The organism is Pedobacter alluvionis (assembly GCF_003664035.1).
Classification (GTDB): Bacteria; Bacteroidota; Bacteroidia; order Sphingobacteriales; family Sphingobacteriaceae; genus Pedobacter; species Pedobacter alluvionis.
Map to the genome: position 1 here is coordinate 344,216 of NZ_RCCK01000011.1, position 17,833 is coordinate 362,048.

17 protein-coding genes are annotated in these 17,833 nt (G+C 37.7%); 7 read left to right on the top strand and 10 right to left on the bottom strand.

Features of this window, described 5'->3' with window-relative positions:
- Nucleotides 1–59: 59 nt before the first annotated feature.
- The 5 genes from BCL90_RS09205 to BCL90_RS09225 all read right to left on the bottom strand — a co-directional run bounded on the left by BCL90_RS09205 (nucleotide 60) and on the right by BCL90_RS09225 (nucleotide 4,905).
- A complete protein-coding gene (locus BCL90_RS09205; RefSeq protein WP_121283726.1) occupies nucleotides 60–1,409 on the bottom strand; it encodes an alpha/beta fold hydrolase in 1,350 nt (449 codons plus the stop codon).
- Between the two features lie 277 nt (nucleotides 1,410–1,686).
- Nucleotides 1,687–2,307, bottom strand: coding sequence for an RDD family protein (locus BCL90_RS09210; protein WP_121283727.1), 621 nt, complete (start codon nucleotides 2,305–2,307; stop codon nucleotides 1,687–1,689).
- Nucleotides 2,308–2,519: 212 nt separating this feature from the next.
- A complete protein-coding gene (locus BCL90_RS09215) occupies nucleotides 2,520–3,494 on the bottom strand; it encodes a LiaF transmembrane domain-containing protein (RefSeq protein WP_121283728.1) in 975 nt (324 codons plus the stop codon).
- A gap of 5 nt (nucleotides 3,495–3,499) precedes the next feature.
- Entirely contained in the window at nucleotides 3,500–4,195 is a 696-nt protein-coding gene (locus tag BCL90_RS09220) for a PspC domain-containing protein (RefSeq protein ID WP_166792121.1), read from the bottom strand.
- Between the two features lie 20 nt (nucleotides 4,196–4,215).
- Nucleotides 4,216–4,905 (bottom strand): SDR family oxidoreductase, encoded by a 690-nt coding sequence (locus tag BCL90_RS09225; RefSeq protein ID WP_121283730.1) that lies wholly within the window; start codon nucleotides 4,903–4,905, stop codon nucleotides 4,216–4,218.
- A 146-nt stretch (nucleotides 4,906–5,051) separates the two neighbouring features.
- Here BCL90_RS09225 and BCL90_RS09230 point away from each other — a divergent pair, with 146 nt between their 5' ends.
- The 7 genes from BCL90_RS09230 (at nucleotide 5,052) to msrA (ending at nucleotide 9,965) form a co-directional block, all read left to right on the top strand.
- Nucleotides 5,052–5,786: an MlaE family ABC transporter permease gene (locus BCL90_RS09230; protein ID WP_121283731.1), complete on the top strand. Its 735-nt coding sequence runs from the start codon at nucleotides 5,052–5,054 to the stop codon at nucleotides 5,784–5,786.
- Complete coding sequence (locus BCL90_RS09235) at nucleotides 5,786–6,538, top strand: ABC transporter ATP-binding protein (RefSeq protein ID WP_086547603.1); 753 nt, start codon at nucleotides 5,786–5,788, stop codon at nucleotides 6,536–6,538. Before BCL90_RS09230 ends, BCL90_RS09235 begins: the two co-directional genes overlap by 1 nt.
- 24 nt (nucleotides 6,539–6,562) lie before the next feature.
- A complete protein-coding gene (gene vapB, locus BCL90_RS09240; protein ID WP_121283732.1) occupies nucleotides 6,563–6,808 on the top strand; it encodes a type II toxin-antitoxin system VapB family antitoxin in 246 nt (81 codons plus the stop codon).
- Nucleotides 6,808–7,197 carry a type II toxin-antitoxin system VapC family toxin gene (locus tag BCL90_RS09245; protein ID WP_121283733.1) on the top strand — a complete coding sequence of 130 codons (390 nt, stop codon included), beginning with the start codon at nucleotides 6,808–6,810 and terminating at the stop codon, nucleotides 7,195–7,197. The genes vapB and BCL90_RS09245 overlap by 1 nt, the downstream gene beginning before the upstream one ends.
- Nucleotides 7,194–8,075, top strand: a complete 882-nt coding sequence (locus BCL90_RS09250) for a class I SAM-dependent methyltransferase (protein ID WP_121283734.1) — start codon at nucleotides 7,194–7,196, stop codon at nucleotides 8,073–8,075. The genes BCL90_RS09245 and BCL90_RS09250 overlap by 4 nt, the downstream gene beginning before the upstream one ends.
- A 90-nt stretch (nucleotides 8,076–8,165) precedes the next feature.
- Nucleotides 8,166–9,215 carry a hypothetical protein gene (locus tag BCL90_RS09255; protein ID WP_121283735.1) on the top strand — a complete coding sequence of 350 codons (1,050 nt, stop codon included), beginning with the start codon at nucleotides 8,166–8,168 and terminating at the stop codon, nucleotides 9,213–9,215.
- A gap of 207 nt (nucleotides 9,216–9,422) precedes the next feature.
- Nucleotides 9,423–9,965 (top strand): peptide-methionine (S)-S-oxide reductase MsrA, encoded by a 543-nt coding sequence (gene msrA, locus BCL90_RS09260; protein ID WP_121283736.1) that lies wholly within the window; start codon nucleotides 9,423–9,425, stop codon nucleotides 9,963–9,965.
- Here msrA and BCL90_RS09265 read toward each other — a convergent pair whose 3' ends face one another.
- From BCL90_RS09265 to BCL90_RS09285, 5 genes are all read right to left on the bottom strand, one after another.
- Entirely contained in the window at nucleotides 9,966–11,054 is a 1,089-nt protein-coding gene (locus BCL90_RS09265) for an acyl-CoA dehydrogenase family protein (protein ID WP_121283737.1), read from the bottom strand. It abuts the gene before it with no gap.
- 22 nt (nucleotides 11,055–11,076) lie between these two features.
- Nucleotides 11,077–11,736 (bottom strand): nicotinamide riboside transporter PnuC, encoded by a 660-nt coding sequence (gene pnuC, locus BCL90_RS09270; protein ID WP_121283738.1) that lies wholly within the window; start codon nucleotides 11,734–11,736, stop codon nucleotides 11,077–11,079.
- A gap of 356 nt (nucleotides 11,737–12,092) precedes the next feature.
- On the bottom strand, nucleotides 12,093–14,990 hold the full coding sequence (locus BCL90_RS09275) for a DNA gyrase/topoisomerase IV subunit A (RefSeq protein WP_121283739.1): 2,898 nt from the start codon (nucleotides 14,988–14,990) through the stop codon (nucleotides 12,093–12,095).
- Between the two features lie 448 nt (nucleotides 14,991–15,438).
- Nucleotides 15,439–17,124 carry a PNGase F N-terminal domain-containing protein gene (locus BCL90_RS09280; RefSeq protein ID WP_121283740.1) on the bottom strand — a complete coding sequence of 562 codons (1,686 nt, stop codon included), beginning with the start codon at nucleotides 17,122–17,124 and terminating at the stop codon, nucleotides 15,439–15,441.
- A 212-nt stretch (nucleotides 17,125–17,336) separates the two neighbouring features.
- Nucleotides 17,337–17,825 carry a cytidine deaminase gene (locus tag BCL90_RS09285; RefSeq protein ID WP_121283741.1) on the bottom strand — a complete coding sequence of 163 codons (489 nt, stop codon included), beginning with the start codon at nucleotides 17,823–17,825 and terminating at the stop codon, nucleotides 17,337–17,339.
- Nucleotides 17,826–17,833: the final 8 nt, after the last annotated feature.

A 17,833-nucleotide genomic window follows, 5' to 3' on the forward strand; every position in this document is an offset into this window, starting at 1 on the left:
TGGGAATGTTGTAAAAGATGCTGGTTAGCAACGTCAAAAACTCTTACCTGTAACAGGTATTACTGGTTTAAAAAATTGAGTACCTCAGTATTAAATTCGGAAACCTTTTCTACTGGTACATAGTGTGAAGCGCCCTTAAAAATAAAAAGTTGCGATTTAGGAATATTAGCGGCTATAAACCTGGTGTGCTTTTCTAAAATCATATCTTTTTCGCCCGCCATTACCAACACCGGAGCTTTAATCTTCTTTAGATCTAAAGCCGTAAGATGTGGTTCCGTTAATAACATGGTAAATAATTTAACCTGATACTTTGACTGAGCATCTAATTTCGTTTTTAAGCTTTCAATAGCCTTGCGAACTTCTTCTAATGTGCTGGTTGAAACGGCATCATTTGGATTTGTACAGGCACCAGTAATAGCAAGTTTATCTACATATTTAGGGTATTTAGCAGCCATAATCAATCCCGTATTTCCACCATCGCTCCAACCTAAAATATTCGTTTTATTGATATGAAGAGAATCAAGTAATATTTTCATGTCTTCAGCATACAGATCGTACGAAAGCGAACCAGTACTAAAATCGGCACTTTTCCCTTGTCCGCGGGTATCTACTGCAATAACTTTATATTTTTTTGAGAACGCTTTAATCTGTTTTTTAAAAACACTGATGGATTGGCTGTTTCCATGCAATAACAATAGGGGCTCGCCTTTTCCGTAAGTTTCATAATATAACTCAGCATCTTTCACTTTCACCCTACCCGATGCGATAATATTGGCACCATAATTAATGGGTTTTGGCGGATTGAGGTTGTAATCTGTCTTAATCTTAGCCTGACTAATATCCACACCATCAATCAAAACCTGAACATCATCAATCCACATTTTACCTGGCCCATATAACAAAGGAAAAAGATTAATTGTTGTGGCCTCTTTTTGAAGCGGCAATTTAAGGCTATATTGCTTCCAGTCTTGCGTTCCGTATATCCTCTTCGCCAGTAGATTGGTAAATTGTAACTTGTCATTATCCTCGTTGTCAATTCTAAATGGAAAATCTGCATGGCCGGTAACATGCTCTAATTTTAGATAAAATCTGATTTCTACTTCTTTCCCATCAAATTTTGCAGGAATAATTAAGCTAGACATGGCATAATTTGATTCTACATCTTGGGCGATATTTTCTATCAACAAGGAGTATTTGCCCGTATATTTTTGGGTTGAATCGACTTCTACCTTATATCCACTTTTGGTTGTACCCGTATTCCACCCAACAAAAGACTTTGGATTAGGAATTATTTTTTCAAACCCAAGATTATATTCATCCTTAACAGGTTTTAACGAATCTGATGATGTTTGGCAAAAAGAGCTAAATTGATAAAAAGCAAAAACAGCGGTGAGAAATATACGTAGCATATTAGATTATTTTTACTAAACTAATCAATAGAATAATAGTTTAATTCATATTTAACATCTTTTAATTGAAATTGGGCTATTTTTTAACGGTGGGTGGGTTTGGCATCATTGCACTGACCTAAGTTTCATAAACGGGATGGAAGCGGCATCCTTTTCCTGTCAGCCAGAGCGGAGTCGAAGGACAGCAAAAGATAATAAAAACAAATCCTCTCACCCAAAAGGGATTTCCACGACCATCAGGTCTATGATCTTAATTAAGGCAATAGTCTGCCAGGCTTTAGATTAGCCTGTCTTTTATCACTAAAGTATTGGCAGCAATATCATGCCAGCACTGGTTTTTCTTATTCAAAAAGCTATATAGATAGCCAAAAAAAACAGGAATTACAGATAAAATTTTAGAGAAGTTTCTAACCAGCGAAATGCCAAAAGAAATCTGGCTTCCTTCTAAATCAGTTACTTTAATATTCAGGATTTTTTTACCAATGGTGGCCTGACTGGCTGACGCCTCTGCAATACTGCCATAAATGAGTTTAATAACAAATATGGATGGAAATGGGATTAGAAAAGCCATAATCCGCTGATCTTTACCTTCAATAAAAATATAACTCGTTAAAATAACGATGCTATATATTCCAAAAATAATAAAATGATCAATTACTGACGCCAATAACCTTTGATCAAAAGCGGCGAAATATTGAGGTGCAGTTTTTTGATAGCTAAAACCTAAAAGCTCACGCAATTCGGAAATTGCATGAGCTTCTTTATAATCGTCCATTCCGGGTTTACGTATAAAAGTATTCGCTGTGATGTTTAAATCTTTCAGTTCGTTTAAACTATACGGCCCTTGTGGCTTACCATTAATTACAACTATATATACTTTTTCTTTATCAGGATTCATTGGATTATAAGATTTAAAGATCAGCGTTTTATAAAAGTTAGACCGACTAAAGCCTTAAACCCTCTACCTTAAAACCTTCTGCCTTTATATCAGAATTCATTAGATTGGATCAAGATTGTTTGGATTTTAGGATTGCAGGATCAAAGCGCTATTAAGACTTCAGTTAGCGAAGTATAAGCCTTACGCCATCTACCTTAAAACCTTCTACCTTTCTAATATCTGCTTACTTCAAAGTTACTCAATCCCCCATCTAAATTGATAAAGATTTTTTTAGTGGAAGTTTTGTAATTCGAAGTTTCATAAACACCCTCACTCAGTTTTTCGAATCCATCAAAGTCCTTTGCCGATAAACCTGTTTTGGTTTTAATCCTGCAGCCCGAGTTGGTAGGTACTTTGATTTTAACATCGGCCACACCCGATTTTACAATCACATCAGTTATTGGCAACAAATCTCCAAACGTAATATCAAGAGCTGCTGCCCCACCGTCAAAACGGAAAGTACGTACTTTATAATCAGTAAAATCGAAATTTGCTTCGCCTGCACCAAGTTTCATTAAAATATCCCAGTTGGCTTCTTTATTTAATTTGAAGTCAACATCGTTACCACCATCACCAAAATTCCATTTATTCTTTTTATCGTCCATTTGGAAAGTAAGCACGGTAGCACTATCAGTAAGGACTTTCTTTAAAGAAAAGTTGCCATGTTTTTTCTTTACATCTGCATTGATCAACTCAGCTGTTTCACCATCAAGATTAAAAGAGATGCCACCTCCTGAAATATTTAATACCGTTTTTTTGGCATTATCTGCAGCTACAAATGGCTCAGATAAACTGGAGTGATAGGATGTTGTGTCCTGATCATCGTCGTTGTCATCATCATTGTGATCGATATTTACATCAATATCTTTTTTGAAATGGCGTCCCCACCAATTCCCATGTTCTGGCACCTGTTGTCCTTTATAAAAAAGGAACGATAAAGCCACCACTAAAACACCAATAGAAATGATGCTGCCTGTTTGCGAATTGTTTTTATTAAACAGGATATTTAAACCTGCTATAATTAAGAATACCGGCCAAAAGCTCCAAACGTTGCGCCAATAAAAAGTGATTACGCCAAAGTTTTCGAGTAGAAGTACACCGCCAATAAAAAGCAGGATAATACCCCAGATTAATCTATCTAATTTCATTTTAATTATACTTGAGGGTTAGCGGATGTTGAATTATCATCTTTGTTAACTGGTGTTGCAGGTTCATTTTCTACAATGGTTTCAGAAAAATCAGCTGCTTTTTGTTGCTCAGCTTCCTGTTGGTGCTGAAAAGCCGCCCAATCGTTCTTTCTTTTTGATTTGGCTATGATACTTATACCTAAAGCAATAAATATTAACGGCCACATGTACCTGAATAAGTTGCGGATACTAAACCAATCAGGGATAAAATCCATTTCCCGCATCAGGAAAAAACATCCTACTACGAGCAGCACCAATCCGCCTATGGTACGACCAGTATCATTAGATTTATTGAATTTGTCGAAATTTGGCTGTGTTTCGAAAGGTGTTTTCTGTGTACCGTCCACAGGTTGTGTCCAATTCTGATTCCCCTGATTAGCAGGTCCGGCAAAGGGATCGGCACTTCCGAATGGTTGTGGATTTGGGTTTTTATTACCGAAGTAATCATTAAATTTCGAGAATCTTGCCGCCGGATCGTTATTAACCGGGACAATAATCCACATTATAATATAGGCAACCAAGCCACCTCCAGCCATAAATATAGCCGATAATGCAAACAATAACCTAATTATGGTAACCTCCACCTGCATATAATCTGCAAGTCCCGAAGCTACACCGGCAATCATCTTATCGTGTTCGTTTCTAAAAAGCTTCTTTTCCATAACGTTGTTCATTTTTGTGTTTAAAAATCAATCGGAGTAATCAAAACCTCATCTACATTTACCCCTTTACTTAAGTTTAAAATGGTAAACAAAGTTTCTGCAATATCTTCTGGCTGAACAAATTTTTCATCCGGAATTGTTGTTCCTTCCCAGGATGAAGTTTTAGTTGAGCCTGGCAAAAATGCAGTTACTTTAACCTTGTGAGGTGCTAACTCTTGCCGCAATACATGATTAAGACTTAACATCGCTGCTTTTGTTACACTATAACTGCCTCCATTTTTTACAGGTACTGTACTGGCCACCGAACAGATGTTGAATATATGGCCTCGCTTGGCTGAACGCATTTTTTTTCCAAAAAATTTACTGATGTAATAACAGGCATTTGTATTTAAGTGCTGTTGCCTTTCAAAGGTTTCGTCATCTTCATCAAGCATGCTGCCAGGCAAAAAGATTCCCACGTTGTTTACTAAAACAGTTACGTGATCAAAATTTATAGCTTTCGAATTAAAAAAAGCATACACTTCTTCTTTAACCGAACAATCTGCCACATGGGTAAAAACAGCATTCCCATAAGGGGTTAGGTCTTCCCGAAGCCTTGATAGTTCATCTAAACCCCTTGCTACCAAAACTAAGTCGTACCCGTTCTGGGCAAATTTAGTCGCAATGGCTCTACCAATTCCTTTAGTTGCTCCGGTTATTACAGCTTTCATTATTTATGGTTTAATTTTTGTTAACAAAAAACCATATTTATATTCAAAACCACGAATATTTTTGCAATTAGCAAAGCGCTCCAACTTTTTTATCGTTTCTTTGTAGTATTATAAATGATCATTTAAATTAAGCAAATACATACGGAATGAATTTTACCAATTTCGGCAGATACATCCTGCTACTCAAGTCTGTATTCAGAAAGCCGGAAAAACTGAAAATATACCTGAAAGAAATCGCCAAACAAATGGATTATGTTGGTGTAGGCTCTTTAGGTTTAATTGCTATTATCTCTACTTTTATCGGTGCAGTAATGACTTTACAAATTGCTTTCCAATTGGTTAGTGATTTTATTCCAAAAACCATTATCGGTTCTGTAAACCGTGACTCCAGTATCTTAGAGTTAAGCCCAACTATTAGTGCAATTGTTCTGGCAGGAAAAATAGGATCAGCCATTTCATCAGAAATTGGTTCGATGCGTGTTACTGAACAGATTGACGCTTTAGAAATCATGGGTATAAACGCACCTGGCTACCTTATCCTTCCTAAAATTATTTCGGGCATAACTATGGTGCCGATGCTGGTTATTATTTCAATGTTCCTAAGCATTACAGGCGGTTATCTGGGCGGCTCACTGTCAGGCGCGGTAACACCTGCCGAATACATTCAGGGTATTACCACTGATTTTAATCCTTATACCATCGTAGTAGCACTGGTAAAAGCTTTCGTATTTGGATTCATCATTACATCAGTTCCGGCGTATGAAGGTTTTTATGTTCGTGGCGGTGCTTTAGAAGTTTCGCAGGCCAGTACCAGAGCAGTTGTAATTAGCTGTATCTCTATTCTTGTTTGCGATTATTTAGTTACTCAACTTTTATTGTAATGATCGAAATTAAAGATATTTATAAATCTTTCTCCGGAAATGATGTATTGCAAGGTATTTCCGGAAAGTTTGAAGAAGGTGTAACCAATTTAATTATTGGTGGTTCCGGATCAGGAAAAACAACCTTACTGAAATGCATGGTAGGTTTACATCAGCCAGATTCGGGCTCTGTATTATACGATGGCCGCGATTTTACACCAATGACTTACGAGCAGCGTATTGAAGTGCGTAAAGAAATCGGTATGTTATTTCAAGGCTCTGCCCTGTTCGATAGTATGACCGTTGAAGAAAACATCATGTTTCCATTAAATATGTTTACTGATCAAAGCAGAAAAGAAAAGCTGGAAAGAGTTGATTTTTGTTTAGAACGGGTAAACCTTGCAGGTAAAAACAAATTATTCCCGGCAGAATTATCTGGTGGAATGAAAAAACGTGTGGGTATTGCACGTGCTATCTCCATGAATCCGAAATATTTGTTCTGTGATGAGCCTAACTCGGGTTTAGATCCAAAAACTTCGATCGTAATTGATGAATTGATCCAGGAAATTACCGAGGAATACAAAACCACAACCATTGTGGTAACACATGATATGAACTCGGTTATGGGTATCGGCGATTATATTTTATTCTTACACGAAGGAAAGAAATTCTGGGAAGGTAGTAATAAAGAAATTGCACATACCGACATTAAGGAACTAAATGATTTTGTATTCGCCAGCCGCTTCATGAAAGCTGCAAAAGATAAGTTTTAAGAAAATTCTTATATTTGTTTAGTTATGACAGCGGCTACGAAAAACATCATTCATAAGTTGGAAACCTTACCAGAAAGCATGGTAAGCGAGGTAGAAGATTTTATTGATTTTTTAAAAGCTAAACATTCAAAGAGCTTTCCTAAATCGGAAAGTGAAAAAACAAATATTGTCGAAGAACCAAAAAGCTTATATGGTGCTGCAAAAGGTACAATTCTTTATATTTCTGATGACTTTAACGAGCCATTAGATGAGCTAAAGGATTATATGTAATGCGTTTTTTATTAGACACACACATATTTCTATTTTTTATTAATGGAGATAATGCTATTTCAAAAAAGGTTATAGAGATCATAAACAATATTGATACTGAGAAACATATCAGTATTGTTAGCATTTGGGAAATCACAATTAAGCTAAATATTGGAAAACTGAAGTTAAAAGATGATATAAACTCCATTTATCAATTGCTCGACCAGTATCAGGTAAAAATTCTTCAGCCATCTAAATACGATTTTACAACTTATTCTAAATTACCATTAATACATAAAGACCCTTTTGATAGGCTTATTATTTCACAAGCAATAGCTAATGATTTAACGCTGATAACTGATGATCAATATATCAAAAGCTACCCAAATTTAAAGTTATTTAATACATGATACAATTACTTGCCCCAACCCATTGGAAAGATTATGAACTGATTGATTGCGGGGATTTTGAAAAATTAGAACGTTTTGGAAATGTAACCCTTATCCGTCCTGAACCTCAGGCGGTATGGAAAAAAACATACTCAGAACAGGATTGGAAAAAAACGGCCAACATCACTTTCAGAGGCCGTTCGGCTACATCGGGCGAATGGGTAAAGAAAAATCAATCTATTCCTGATCGCTGGCATGTAGAATATAAAAATGATGAAGTGGCCATTAAACTTCGCTTAGGTTTAACGTCTTTTAAACACGTGGGCGTATTCCCTGAGCAGGCTGTAAACTGGGATTTCATCTCTTCGTCTATTAAAAAATTTAAAACACCACAGCCTAAAGTTTTAAATCTTTTCGCCTACACAGGTGCCGCATCACTAATTGCCAATGCAGCAGGTGCAGAAACTACCCATGTTGATTCGATTAAACAGGTTGTTACCTGGGCAAATGAAAACCAGGAGCTTTCAGGATTGAAAGATACCCGTTGGATGGTTGAGGATGCACTAAAATTTGTAAAGAAAGAATTAAAAAGGGGCAAAAAATATAATGGTATTATTCTGGATCCACCAGCTTATGGCCACGGTCCTAATGGCGAAAAGTGGAAACTCGAAGACCATATCCAGGAAATGATGCAGGATGTAGTACAATTATTAGATGAAAAAGAACATTTCTTAATTTTAAATACCTACTCCCTTGGTTTTTCTTCGGTAATTGTTGAAAATTTAATCCGTACTTCTTTTCCTGCGGTGAAAAATCTTGAGACGGGAGAACTTTATTTACAGGCTACATCAGGCATTAAATTGCCATTAGGCGTTTTCGGTAAATTCTGTAATGTGTAAATGTTGATTACTTTATTTTAAACTATCAGATTTCCGACCTACTTTCATCGGTTCGGAAAAAGACTAAATTTTAATTATCTAATATATTCTATGAAATTCCCTCAATTAGCAGGCACCATAATACTTGGTTTTGCCGCAATCAGCTTATTCGCCAACTGTAATTCAGATGGTAAGAGCAGTGGCGGCGTTGGTAAAATCTTCTCATCTGATACCACTAAAAAGAAAACCGACTCAACTGTAAACGTAATGAAACCGGTTGATCCAAAGCTTTACGATTCGTTGGTAAAAAAACTGGCAAATGGAGATACTACCGGAAGATGGCCGGTAAAAAAACAACCATATCCTTTAGCTGGGGCTATTTTACCGTTTAAACGCATTGTTGTTTATTATGGAAACCTGCATTCGAAAAAAATGGGGGCACTTGGCGAGTATGCGCCTAAAGAAATGTGGAAACGGTTAAATGCTGAAGTTAAACATTGGGAAAAAGCTGATCCTACTACCCCTGTACAACCAGGGTTACACTACATTGCCGCAGTAGCAAGTGGAACACCAGGGAAAGATGGAAAATATATCAACAGGATGGGTAATAAACAGATCGATTCTGTTTTAAAAATTGCCAAAATGCAACCTAACACAATTGTATTTTTAGATCTTCAGGTGGCTTTAAGTACCATAAAAGCAGAATTACCGCACATCGAAAAATATCTTGAACTGCCTTATGTACATTTAGGTATCGACCCGGAATTTTCAATGAAGGATGGTTCATTACCTGGCAGAAAAATCGGCACTTATGATGCTGCCGATGTAAATTATGTAACGCAGTACTTAGCCGATATTGTTAAAAAACACAATTTGCCTCCAAAAGTATTTGTATTGCACCGCTTTACAAAGAAAATGGTAACCAATTCAGCTAACATTAAATTACGCCCAGAAGTACAGGTGGTAATGCATATGGATGGATGGGGCGAACCCGATTTGAAAATAGGCACCTATCGCCACTTTATACAGGGCGAGCCGGTACAGTTTACAGGCTTTAAATTATTTTACAAAAATGATTTAAAGAAAGACCCGAAGCGTTTGATGACTCCGGAAGAGTTGTTAAAGCTTAAACCAAAACCGATATATATCCAATATCAATAAAAATTGAAGCCTGTAATTACGATTACAGGCTTTTTTATTTTACCGCTAAATAGATAAATTTGGTTGTGTATTTATATAAATGTGCTGTCCAGACGCCATCTAATTAAAACTTATAGGAATAATCGATATATGATCAATCCTTAATTTCAAAAAAATGTCTTTTTTTGATCGACCTAAAAATTGGAACAGATTTTATACATGTAGAATATGCAAATAGCAACATTTGGCGGAGGCTGTTTTTGGTGTACAGAAGCCGTTTTTCAGACACTGAATGGCGTAAGCAAGGTTACATCTGGTTATATGGGGGGAGATTTAAAGCATCCTACTTATATGGAAATTTGTAATGGCAATACCGGACACGCAGAAGTAATTCAAATTACGTTTGACGAAAGCGTTATTTCGTTTAGTGAGTTGTTATTGGTATTCTTTAAAACCCACAACCCAACAACCCTGAATAGACAGGGTAATGATGTGGGTACGCAATACAGATCGGTAGTGTTTTACAAAAATGAAGATCAGAGAAAACTGACGGAGAAAATGATCGAAGATTTAACCAAACAGCACATTTTCGACAAGCCCATTACCACAGAAGTTTCTCCTGCAACCGAATTTTATGAGGCTGAAGACTACCATCAGAACTATTTTAGCAACAACCAGGGAAAACCTTATTGCGCATTTGTAATACAACCAAAACTGAATAAGTTTGCTACTGATTTTAGAGATAAAATTAAAACAGAGCTTTTGGAATAATTAAATTTCGAAAGTAAGTAAAGCATGTTGGCTTGCCGTATGAATATCTCTCCAAACCCTGTTAATTTCTGACTCCTTCTTTGCAGCCTCTAGGCCACAGTATGGAAATAAAGTAGCTGCCGATTTCCAACAGGCATGGGCCAATTTACGGCTGATTGAACTTACCTCGCTTAGTTTGTCATCAGTAACTTCTCCATTACTCATTAACTGATTCCAGGACTCCTCAAAAGTATGATAGAATTTTGCACGAAGGCTTAACACTTCTTCTTTGCAGCGGTTAAGTTCATTATTAAAAAACAAAATTTGCGCTTCGCTATATCTTCCTAACCCGGAACGGGAATAAAATGATTGCTCTACCAGCTTAATAAAATGATTAGTCATTCCTAAACTATTTACCGTTAACGTGGTTTCTGCGAGTTGCAAAAAGGGATAGTCAAAGCCAGAATCGGCCACTTCAATTTGCTGGTTAATTTTAAAGGCACGATTTTCTTCAACTTTTAAATCGCAAACTTCAAAAGCATGGCTCCCTGTGGCTATTAAGCCAAAGTAAGACCAACCAGGTAAAATATTTACTTCCTCTTTTTTAAGGATGAATGACTTAATTTCTGGTTCTCCGTTTTCATCCAAAATGTCATCACCATTTTCGTTTTTAATAATACAGTTAGCGGTAAATATAGTAGCGTGTAATGCGCCACTGGCATAACTCCATTTTCCATTGAGCAGATAACCAGTTTGCATTTTAATGGCCACACCACCAACAGCACCACTTCCGGCAAAACAAACTTCGGGATTAGCAAAAATCTCTGCAGCCAATTCGGGATTTAAGAACCCTGCAAACCAGCCTGCACCTGCACAAAGTGTAATGGTCCAGCCTAAACTTCCGTCGGCTTCTGCTAATTCTTCTTCCAGTCTTAAAATTTCAGGGAGTTTTTTGTTTGATCCTCCATAAATTTCAGGCACAAAAAGTTTAAACCAATTTTCCTGATAAGCCAGTTCTAAAATTTCGGGATGAAGTTTACCCATTTTTTCAGAAAGTGCGGCATAAGCTTTTACTTTTTCCTGCCAGGTAGTTGCTAATGTTTCACTCATGTTTTTTTTGTGTAGAATCTAATTAAGCCAACTTGAGCTTGCTTTTTTTAATGATTTTGTTCCAGTCAAAAAACCCAAATATAGCTACGACGAACAAAAACGTAGTTAAACAGGCCATAAGCGGAAGCTTTTTATGAAACAGCAACGGAATGGCAACAATATTCGAAATATTCAGGAATATCCAGTTTTCTATTTTACGTTTGGCCAACAGCCACATGCCTGCCCATGCAAATGCAGAAACAAAGGCATCTGCGATTGGAACATCCGATTTGGTAAAGAAAATATCTATTTTAGCAATTACAAAATGTTCAGGCAAATTGATTAGAGCGGTGTAGAAAATTCCAAATCCTATTACAGAAATTAAAACAGCTATAAGTAATTCTTTTTTTGTTGACCATAGAACCTCCTTATGGTGATGATTTTCCTGATTTTTCCAAATTAGCCAACCATACACGCTCATTACCAAATAATAAACATTCAGTACAATTTCTGCATATAAATTCGCTTTATATAGTAAGCTCATCACCAATAAAATAGAAATGATCCCTGTTGGATAAAGCCAGATACTATTTTTCTTCGCTAATAAAACTTCAGATACGCCAAAACCAACAGCCAGCCATTCGATTAATGAGGTGTGTAAAATCTGCTCCTGAAAAAGCTTAAACCAATCTTGAAAATTCATTTACAATAATTTGCTTTGCAGCCCGTAAAAAACAATTAGCTACTGTTTTCGGGGCGAAACAGTTTTGTAAATTTTAACCTCTTCCTACGGCGGCATTACCCGCATCAGGTTCATTAGAAGGTGTAAGGTTTGAGGTATAGGGGGTAAGGTTAAACCCTATACCTTAAACCTTTTGGTTTAAACCTCTAAATGGGTATAATCTCAGCAAATTGATGGCAACAGAAATTGCAACATCAAAAAGCACCCCTTTGAGCATGGCAAATATAGCTTTAAAAATGAAATGTTTTGATTGAAATACGAAGAGTTGTCAACTTTCTTGCCACCAGGCCATTAAAGTTGACAACTCTTAAGCCTATTTAAAACAAGCCCAACTGCCCCTTATCATCAATATCGATATCATCCGGATTGGTAATTTCGAAATCTATCTTTTTAGCAGATTTTTCTTCTAACTCAGGTTTCTCTTCGGTTTTAACTTCTTCCTTTTTAACAGGTTCGGCTGCTGGCTTTGTTTTTTCTACCACTGGCTTTTCTACTGCAACAGGTTTTTCTTTTACCTCTGGCTTATCCGCTTTAACTACAGGTGTTTCTGCACGTTCAAATTTAGGCTTTGGCTGCGTTGCAACAGCTTCATCTGTAATTGTAGCATCATTGGCTTCAGTATCAGTTGCCGTTTCTTCATTACTAACCGCCTCATTAGCCGTTATGCCATCATCCTCATTTTCCTCAACACTGGTTTCTTCAGGTTCTTCAACAGCCACTTCAGGTTCTTCTAATACCACTTTCTGTACATCATGTGGCGATAATCGATTGCCATTTGCTTTTAACCCTTTAACATCAATCAATTCAGCCAAGGTTAAATCCAATGTTTCCGGAATCTGGGTTTTGCCCTTTAAAACATCGACGATAATTTTCGCTGCCGGATTTGAAGTAAGGTACAGCAACTTCGATTTCTGCTCCTCGCTTATAAAAATGGTTTTCCTCCCGTTAGCTTGCAGTTCGAATGCAAAACGTTTGATAAAATAGTTCTGCGCTTTGCCTTCAAAATGAACAGCGGCAAAAATCTGTTCAGGATCAAACTTCTGAATCAAGATTAATCCATCATCAAAGTGATTGCTCAGTTCGAAAGAACTTAACTCGTAGTAACCATCTTTATGTACCTGTAAAATGCGGTCATCGCCATCAAATTCGCCCAGGTATTTTCCACGGCCATCAACATTTAAGCGCTTTAATAAATCATCGTACCAGATTTTAAGACCCGATAAGGTAGAAACGCCTTTACTCTTCAAAGTGATCTTCTTAACCGGGTATTTTGAAATGATATTCCCCTGCGATCCACGTCCTTTAATGGCCACTTCTGCAAAATCCTGATCGAACTGAAGTTTACGCAATTTAGAATGCGGTTTCAAGGCAACATTCACAATTTCCGCTTCACCATTCGGGTTGGCGGTAAAATATAAAACCTTTGAACCTTTCGATCCTTTGGTTAAATCGTATTCCTTATCGCGTGTTACCCCAACTACGGCAAACCTCTTAATATAAGATGTACCGCTGGCACCATCTTTATAAACCATGTTGTAAATAGTACGCTCGTCGTTTTTCTTAAACACCTGGGCATGAATAATACCTTTACCTACAAAGGTTTTATCGGCCACCTTGGTGATGATACATTTACCATCTTCACGAAAAACAATTACCTCGTCTATATCCGAACAATCGGCCACAAATTCATCCTTACGCAAACCTGATCCAATAAATCCGTCCTCACGGTTCATGTACAGTTTAACGTTCGCCAATGCTACTTTCGATGCTTCTACCCGATCGAATAAACGGATTTCGGTTTTACGCTCCCTTCCTTTTCCATATTTACTCAATAATTTCTGGTACCAGGCAATGGCGTAATCGGTAAGATGTTTTAAGTGGTTTTTAACTACTTTAATCTCATCTTCCAGGTTTTTCATCTGCTCATCGGCCTTTTTTACATCAAAACGCGTGATGCTACTCATTGGCTTATCAATCAGCTTCTTAAAATCCTCAGGTAAAATTTCGCGGTAAAGCGATGGTTTAAATGGCTCAAATAAAAGATGTAATACTTCTACAACCTTTTCAAAATTGGTTGAGTTTTCATATTCAGGATTTTTGTACATCCCCTCCTGAATAAATATTTTAAGCAAAGAACTAAAGAAAATTTTCTCCTGCAACTCGTGCAAGCGAATCTCCAGCTCTCTCTTTAATAAATTTTTAGTGTGTTTGGTATTTTCAATCAGGATATCGTTCACACTCAAAAAGAGTGGCTTATCACCCTGGATAATACAGGTATTTGGTGAAATCGACACCTCACAAGCCGTAAAGGCATACAATGCATCAATGGTAACATCAGGCGAAATGCCTGGTGCAAGGTGCACTACAATTTCTACATTGGCCGCCGTATTATCTTCAATTTTTTTAATCTTGATTTTGCCTTTATCATTGGCCGATAAAATACTATCGATAACAGAACCCGTTGTGGTACTGAACGGAACTTCGGTAATCACCAAAGTTTTTTTATCCTTCTCGGTTATTTTTGCACGTACCCGGATTTTACCTCCACGTTGTCCTTCATTGTAATTCGAGAAATCGGCCATACCGCCCGTAAAGAAATCGGGCAATATATTCGGTCGCACCCCTTTAAGCGCTTCTATCGAGGCATCCAGCAATTCGATAAAATTGTGTGGCATTACCTTGGTAGCCAAACCCACGGCAATACCCTCAGCCCCTTGTGCCAATAACAAAGGGAATTTTACCGGTAAAGTGATTGGTTCGTTGTTACGCCCATCATAACTTAACTGCCATTCGGTAGTATCTGGGTTAAACACCACATCGTTGGCAAATTTTGATAAACGTGCCTCGATATAACGTGGTGCAGCAGCACTATCGCCGGTAACCGGATCGCCCCAGTTACCCTGCATATCAATCAATAAATCTTTTTGCCCAATCTGCACCATCGCATCGCCAATAGAGGCATCACCATGCGGGTGATATTTCATGGTGTTACCGATTACGTTGGCTGCTTTGTTGAAACGCCCATCATCCATCTCTTTCAAAGAGTGCATAATGCGTCGTTGAACGGGCTTTAATCCATCATTAATGTGTGGAACTGCCCTGTCGAGAATTACATAAGACGCATAATCGAGAAACCAGTTTTCGTATAAACCGTTGATTGGGGTTATGGTATGTTTGTGCTCTTCGTTTACGTTTTGATCTAATTCTTCACTCATTTATCTACAAAAATTGGCAGCCGTAAATATAATAAAAATGATTGCATAGAATGAAGAGAGGTTATTCACATTTCCAGATGGAAAATTCGTTTTTCCATCCTATCGGCTGGTGTCTCACCTGCCGAAATCTAAATTTGTTTGTGTTGATTTGGAAAGCAGGTTCCTTAAGTTTTGTTAAGTGTTACTCCGGCTTTTCGATGCGATCTTTTTTGTCCTCCTGCCCCACTGCTCATGGCCTCAAAAAAGGATCTCCCCTGCAATCCGGTTTAGAAAAATAGTTTTGTGCTGCTATTTAGGGCGGCAGGATGCATAAGATCAAGCCACGCGCTTTTAGGACCGAGCAACAAAAAATGTGGCCATTTGAGCTTATATTATATTAAATGTCTTATATGGTAAATAAGAGTAAGAAAAAGATCCTTCACTGCGTTCAGGATGACAAATAATTTGACTACTCCCCCCCCAACAACACGCCCGAAACATTCCAGGCACTAGAGCTGCCGCCTTCCGGCTTACCCATCGGGATGGTTACTTTTATGGTATGCACACCTGCCTTTAAATCTCCTAAACTAATCCACTCCGGATTGGTAACCGTTCCCGGGCACCAGTTAGAGCGGCTTAAATCCGACGAGGAAAGGCCTGTTTCAAAATTTCCGGATGCAGGATTCGATAAGCGGTAAGAACCGCAGTCCTGGCGCCATGGTGTAAAGGCGAATGCTTCTTTCTCATCCAGCCAGATGGTGTTTTTCCGTGGCACAAACTCATCGCCATTTCCCCAGCCACCATGGCCGGTTGTAATGTAACGCAGTTTGGCATCTTTTAGGTCTTTGGTTAAGGTAAAAGAAACTTCCAATCCTTTATCGCTGCTAAACATGGTTGCATATTCTTGTCCGGCCATTTCCATTACATTGGTCGAATTAAATAAAGGCAAAATCACTTCTTTGGCTTCTTTTGGTCTTCCACCATTATGCAGTGTTATATTTAAAGAAACTTTATGTCCGCCTTTATCATAGTTACCAATAAAAACTGCAATCCAGACCTCTTTGCCATTTACCAGCGGAAACAATTCTGAAACATCCTGTCTGTAGTAAACTTTATCCGCCCAATTTTTATCCTTTAATTTTAAAGTATTGTATTTACCAACACCAAAAGGGGTAAAAAAGCGCATTAACTCTATAACGGGATTATAATTTGCTGTGGCTACAACACCCTGGTATTTCTTTCCATTGCCATTATCATAAACAGGCAGGTCTTTAACAGAATTTTTAAGCGCATCCATTAAACTGATTTGTTTATCAGTCGGGATAATAAATACAGACCCTGTTCTATCGTAAGCATCGCCGTTAGATTGCTCGGTTAAATCGACAAAAACATTAGGATTAGACTGGTATTCGGGAAATTTAACTTTTCTTGCAATTACTGTTCCTCCTGCAAAGCGGAATACAGAATCGTTCGATTGTGGTTTATCTATAAAATTAATCGTTTCATTATTAAAAACACTTAGCGTGGTAAACCGGCTTTTCCAAAGCAAATCTTTATACGTTAATCCATCTGTTAGCTTAGCACTTATTTTTTGGAGATCGACCGTTTTCGAATTTTTAACTTCTTCTATTTTTACAGCAGTTATGAAGCTATTGCCATTACGCACCTGCTCTAAAACCAAACCAAGGTTCTGGCCTAAATTGGTTGGCGCAGCTTTTATTCCAGCATCAGTTGTATACCATAAGTCTATCCGATTGGAGTTAACAACTGTAGTTGCCTTTTTGCAGTTATAACCCAAAATCATTTTGGTTTCATTGCTCAACTCAAAAGTTTGCTTACCAATTGCAAGGCTATCAGCAGTTGCAATCTGTTTATCTATACCTAAATCAGCAACCTGAAACAAAATTTGCGCAGGTTTGGTTACAATACTCTGTTCGTAAGGATACTTTGCCTTATGACCGAGAATACCAACATTGCTGATTAAATTCTGATTTACTGAAGCCACTACTACGGTTGCATTCCGGTCTTCTTTTGGCTTCCCATCAGCCGAACGGAAGTAAACTAATTTATAAACCGCATTATTTTTAAGTACGGCCTGCGCATTTGCACTAAAAGAAATAAAAGCAGAGAAAATAAGGATGTAGAGTTGTTTCATTATGGTTAAAAAACCAAATATAAGGATAAAAGTCGGAGGTCCGGAGGTCGAGAGCTGGAAGGAAGAATTACATTCTGATAGAAAAGCCGTCATTATAAGGAGGAACGACGAAGCAATCTTACAACTATGGGTTATAGCGAGTGCATTAAGATTGCTTTGGCGGCTGAAAAAGCCTTCTCGCAATGACGACCTGCCGAGAGATACTTCCCCGCCTATCGCTCCAACCGATCTTCCACAAATGAAAAAGGCAGTAAACTTTTTACACTCGGTACTTTTAAAACCTCTCCGTTTAAGCAATAAAAAATCACCTCGATTGGTGCATTTTGCTTACGTTCAAACTCTGCCATCACCTGCAAACAGCCGCCACAAGATGTAACAGGTTTTAAAATCTCAAAATGATCAGTCTGGGCAGTAATAGCCATACTTTCAATCACTGCATTTGGGTATGTAGCGCCGATGGTAAAAAGAGCTACACGTTCTGCACAAAGACCAGATGGATAAGCTAAATTTTCCTGGTTGCTGCCCAGAACGGTTTCGCCTGAGGCCAGGCGGATTGCTGTACCCACCCTAAATTTAGAATAGGGAGAATAAGAAGTATTTAAAGCCTGTTCTGAAAGTTCGCAAAGGGTTCTATCCGCCAATGTTAATTCTGTAATACTTTCGTATTGTTCAAAAGATATATTTAAATTTAATGAATTCATTTGTAACT

What these genes read in the sequence shown, in the direction of transcription:
- BCL90_RS09280 (WP_121283740.1), bottom strand. Translation starts at nt 17,124, where the DNA reads ATGAAACAACTCTACATCCTTATTTTCTCTGCTTTTATTTCTTTTAGT.
- msrA (WP_121283736.1), top strand. Translation starts at nt 9,423, where the DNA reads ATGCAAATAGCAACATTTGGCGGAGGCTGTTTTTGGTGTACAGAAGCC.
- BCL90_RS09210 (WP_121283727.1), bottom strand. Translation starts at nt 2,307, where the DNA reads ATGAATCCTGATAAAGAAAAAGTATATATAGTTGTAATTAATGGTAAG.
- BCL90_RS09205 (WP_121283726.1), bottom strand. Translation starts at nt 1,409, where the DNA reads ATGCTACGTATATTTCTCACCGCTGTTTTTGCTTTTTATCAATTTAGC.
- pnuC (WP_121283738.1), bottom strand. Translation starts at nt 11,736, where the DNA reads ATGAATTTTCAAGATTGGTTTAAGCTTTTTCAGGAGCAGATTTTACAC.
- BCL90_RS09220 (WP_166792121.1), bottom strand. Translation starts at nt 4,195, where the DNA reads ATGGAAAAGAAGCTTTTTAGAAACGAACACGATAAGATGATTGCCGGT.
- BCL90_RS09235 (WP_086547603.1), top strand. Translation starts at nt 5,786, where the DNA reads ATGATCGAAATTAAAGATATTTATAAATCTTTCTCCGGAAATGATGTA.
- BCL90_RS09215 (WP_121283728.1), bottom strand. Translation starts at nt 3,494, where the DNA reads ATGAAATTAGATAGATTAATCTGGGGTATTATCCTGCTTTTTATTGGC.
- vapB (WP_121283732.1), top strand. Translation starts at nt 6,563, where the DNA reads ATGACAGCGGCTACGAAAAACATCATTCATAAGTTGGAAACCTTACCA.
- BCL90_RS09250 (WP_121283734.1), top strand. Translation starts at nt 7,194, where the DNA reads ATGATACAATTACTTGCCCCAACCCATTGGAAAGATTATGAACTGATT.
- BCL90_RS09265 (WP_121283737.1), bottom strand. Translation starts at nt 11,054, where the DNA reads ATGAGTGAAACATTAGCAACTACCTGGCAGGAAAAAGTAAAAGCTTAT.
- BCL90_RS09245 (WP_121283733.1), top strand. Translation starts at nt 6,808, where the DNA reads ATGCGTTTTTTATTAGACACACACATATTTCTATTTTTTATTAATGGA.
- BCL90_RS09285 (WP_121283741.1), bottom strand. Translation starts at nt 17,825, where the DNA reads ATGAATTCATTAAATTTAAATATATCTTTTGAACAATACGAAAGTATT.
- BCL90_RS09255 (WP_121283735.1), top strand. Translation starts at nt 8,166, where the DNA reads ATGAAATTCCCTCAATTAGCAGGCACCATAATACTTGGTTTTGCCGCA.
- BCL90_RS09275 (WP_121283739.1), bottom strand. Translation starts at nt 14,990, where the DNA reads ATGAGTGAAGAATTAGATCAAAACGTAAACGAAGAGCACAAACATACC.
- BCL90_RS09230 (WP_121283731.1), top strand. Translation starts at nt 5,052, where the DNA reads ATGAATTTTACCAATTTCGGCAGATACATCCTGCTACTCAAGTCTGTA.
- BCL90_RS09225 (WP_121283730.1), bottom strand. Translation starts at nt 4,905, where the DNA reads ATGAAAGCTGTAATAACCGGAGCAACTAAAGGAATTGGTAGAGCCATT.